Origin of the sequence: Cylindrospermopsis sp. CR12 (assembly GCF_001432185.1) — a bacterium.
Lineage (GTDB): Bacteria > Cyanobacteriota > Cyanobacteriia > Cyanobacteriales > Nostocaceae > Raphidiopsis > Raphidiopsis raciborskii.
Genome location: NZ_LMVE01000135.1, coordinates 1 through 2,649, shown reverse-complemented (window position 1 = coordinate 2,649; position 2,649 = coordinate 1). Strand labels below are relative to the sequence as shown.

Below are 2,649 nucleotides of genomic sequence, written 5' to 3'. Positions count from 1 at the left end.
GGTGTTGCCACCGTTGTAGGAGTGCTGGGAACTGCTGGTGTCACTACCGTTGTAGGAGTGCTGGGAACTGCTGGTGTCACTACCGTTATGGGAGTGCTGGGAACTGCTGGTGTCACTACCGTTGTAGGAGTGCTGGGAACTGCTGGTGTCACTACCGTTATGGGAGTGCTAGAAGTTGGAGGTGTTGCCACCGTTATGGGAGTGCTAGAAGTTGGAGGTGTTGCCACCGTTGTAGGAGTGCTGGGAACTGCTGGTGTCACTACCGTTATGGGAGTGCTGGGAACTGCTGGTGTCACTACTGTTATGGGAGTGCTGGGCACAGTAGAGTTACTATTCGTAGTAATTGTAATCTCATTAACTGGACTACTCACAACTACGGGCGTTGTAGATATAACTGTATCTGCCACAACTGGTGCTGTTACTTGTATTTCTCCTAAGGTCTGGCTAGCAGTCTGGTTTAATATAACTTGAGTATCTGGGCTGATAATAGGTGCTGCAGGCGTTGTTTGCGTAGGGGGAGTCTCTGCAGTAGGAGTTGCAATTTCAGGGGGCGGAATTATTGGTGGTGAAATATTACTTGTGTCTAAAGAGGTTGGCAGAGTGACTCCGCTTGCTGCTCCCACGGGAACGGAACCAGCAAGGGTGGGCATGATCGACATGCTAAAAGTAAATCCCAAACTAGAAAGAATCGTCAGCAGAAATACAGGTTTCATAAAAGGAAATCTCCAGAGTTAGTACATTGGTAAATTGTAGCATAGCCGGTTTAAAACCATGGCATCAGTAGTTATATACTTTACGTATGTTAAATTACCCATAATTTAGTCAGTAAAGTTAAAACCATAGCCAAGACTAAAACTCAATACAGATCCAGGTTCTGTGTTTTGAAACACATCCCCATAAATTACATTGAGAGACATAGGTAAGGTCCGCACTGGTAAATAGGAGACTCCAAGATTTAATCCTTTCCCGCTCCATCCGGTACTGACTCCAATATTTGGGGTTACTTGAATACCAGCTCCTGCAATTATTCCCAGACCGGAGTTGGAAAAAAGCGGAGCTTCGCCCACTCCCAAAGATATATTTACTGGTACGGGATTTGCTGACTTGGGATTGAGAAAGTGGTAAGCACTAACCACACCGTAAACACTCGAGGGAGTACCCACTAATTGCCCATTGATTGTTCCAGCATCCCTGTCATTCTTACCATGTCTGGCAAAGTTATTCCAACCAATGGCGGTGGCAATATAGGTGTTAGGATTGGAATAAACAATTCGGTGGACTTTGGCATTAAAAGAGCCATTTCTGCCAAATTTCCTTATACTAAGGAGACTGTAACTTAACTCCAGACCGAGAATATCCCTAGCATTGCCAAAACCTAGTGCAACCGATGCACCCCCATCAATCTCTCTTCTCACCCTATTTGCAGTTGCACCCGCAATGGCAAAATACAAATCTCCCCAATTGGTGCCAAACCCTGAGGGAATACCAGCGGATGTACCTGGGGAATAAACCCGCTGGGTATTTATCCTTATGGGCTTAACTCTCAATTGCTGGCGCAATATGGCTGGATCCACGGTCTGATTATCAAGAGAACTCAAGTTCCCAGCACCATTCTGAACCTCCTGTACTACGCCTACTGGCTCCGCTTGTGCTGAAAGGGGAGCAATTATTGAGGAAATTACTAAAATATTTGCGGTAGCTGTTCTTAACTTGAAAAAAAACATGATGAATACGATAGTTGAGAAATTTTGGGTAAAATCAAACCGCCCACCCTATAATACAACCAATTCACGTACACCATAATTAATAGTGGGGTTTGTTGGGTTTCGTTCCTCAACCCAACCTACGTTAAGGTAAATGTTTTTAAAAATAGGCGATCGCTGTTTTGAAAGTAAAACCGAACCGCCCATAATTAACAGTGGGGTTTGTTGGGTTTCGTTCCTCAACCCAACCTACGTTAAGGTAAATGTTTTTAAAAACAGGCGATCGCTGGAGCCAAAATCAAACCGCCCACCCTATAATACAACCAATTCACGTACACCATAATTAATAGTGGGGTTTGTTGGGTTTCATGCTTCAACCCAACCTACGTTAAGGTAAATGTTTTTAAAAACAGGCGATCGCCGGAGCCAAAATCAAACCGCCCACCCTATAATACAATGAATTCACGTACACCATAATTAATAGTGGGGTTTGTTGGGTTTCATACTTCAACCCAACCTACGTTAAGGTAAATGTTTTTAAAAACGGGCGATCGCTGGAGCCAAAATCAAACCGCCCACCCTATAATACAACCAATTCACGTACACCATAATTAATAGTGGGGTTTGTTGGGTTTCATGCTTCAACCCAACCTACGTTAAGGTAAATGTTTTTAAAAACGGGCGATCGCTGGAGCCAAAATCAAACCGCTCACCCCATAATACATGGAATGAGCGGTTATGTAATAATAAACCTGGCATCGAGCTATTTTGACATGGGGCAACCCCCATACTATCGTCGCCGCAACAGCGTTTCACCTCTGAGTTCGGGAAGGGATCAGTGTGGTTCCACCGCACCATAGACACCAGGAAAACTCGTCGATTTTAAAGTTTCCACTTCAAAACCCTGAAGACTGCATATATTTCGATAAGAATGAATTACCTTTTG

Annotated in this window: 2 protein-coding genes and 1 rRNA gene; 1 reads left to right on the top strand and 2 read right to left on the bottom strand. The window is 44.2% G+C overall.

The genetic code is table 11. The features are described 5' to 3' along the window. Nucleotides 1-471: hypothetical protein (locus tag ASL19_RS16065; RefSeq protein ID WP_200959896.1), on the top strand; the 471-nt coding region annotated here is incomplete at its 5' end. A gap of 347 nt (nucleotides 472-818) precedes the next feature. On the opposite strand, the gene ASL19_RS16060 is transcribed toward ASL19_RS16065, so the two are convergent. Both ASL19_RS16060 and rrf read right to left on the bottom strand, forming a co-directional pair. Continuing rightward, on the bottom strand, nucleotides 819-1,724 hold the full coding sequence (locus ASL19_RS16060) for a hypothetical protein (RefSeq protein ID WP_057179108.1): 906 nt from the start codon (nucleotides 1,722-1,724) through the stop codon (nucleotides 819-821). A 729-nt stretch (nucleotides 1,725-2,453) separates the two neighbouring features. Then, nucleotides 2,454-2,571 (bottom strand): 5S ribosomal RNA (gene rrf, locus ASL19_RS16055). Nucleotides 2,572-2,649 lie beyond the last annotated feature (78 nt).

Bases quoted from the DNA above. Each gene is read 5' to 3' on its own strand.
- ASL19_RS16060 (WP_057179108.1), bottom strand. From the start codon at position 1,724: ATGTTTTTTTTCAAGTTAAGAACAGCTACCGCAAATATTTTAGTAATT.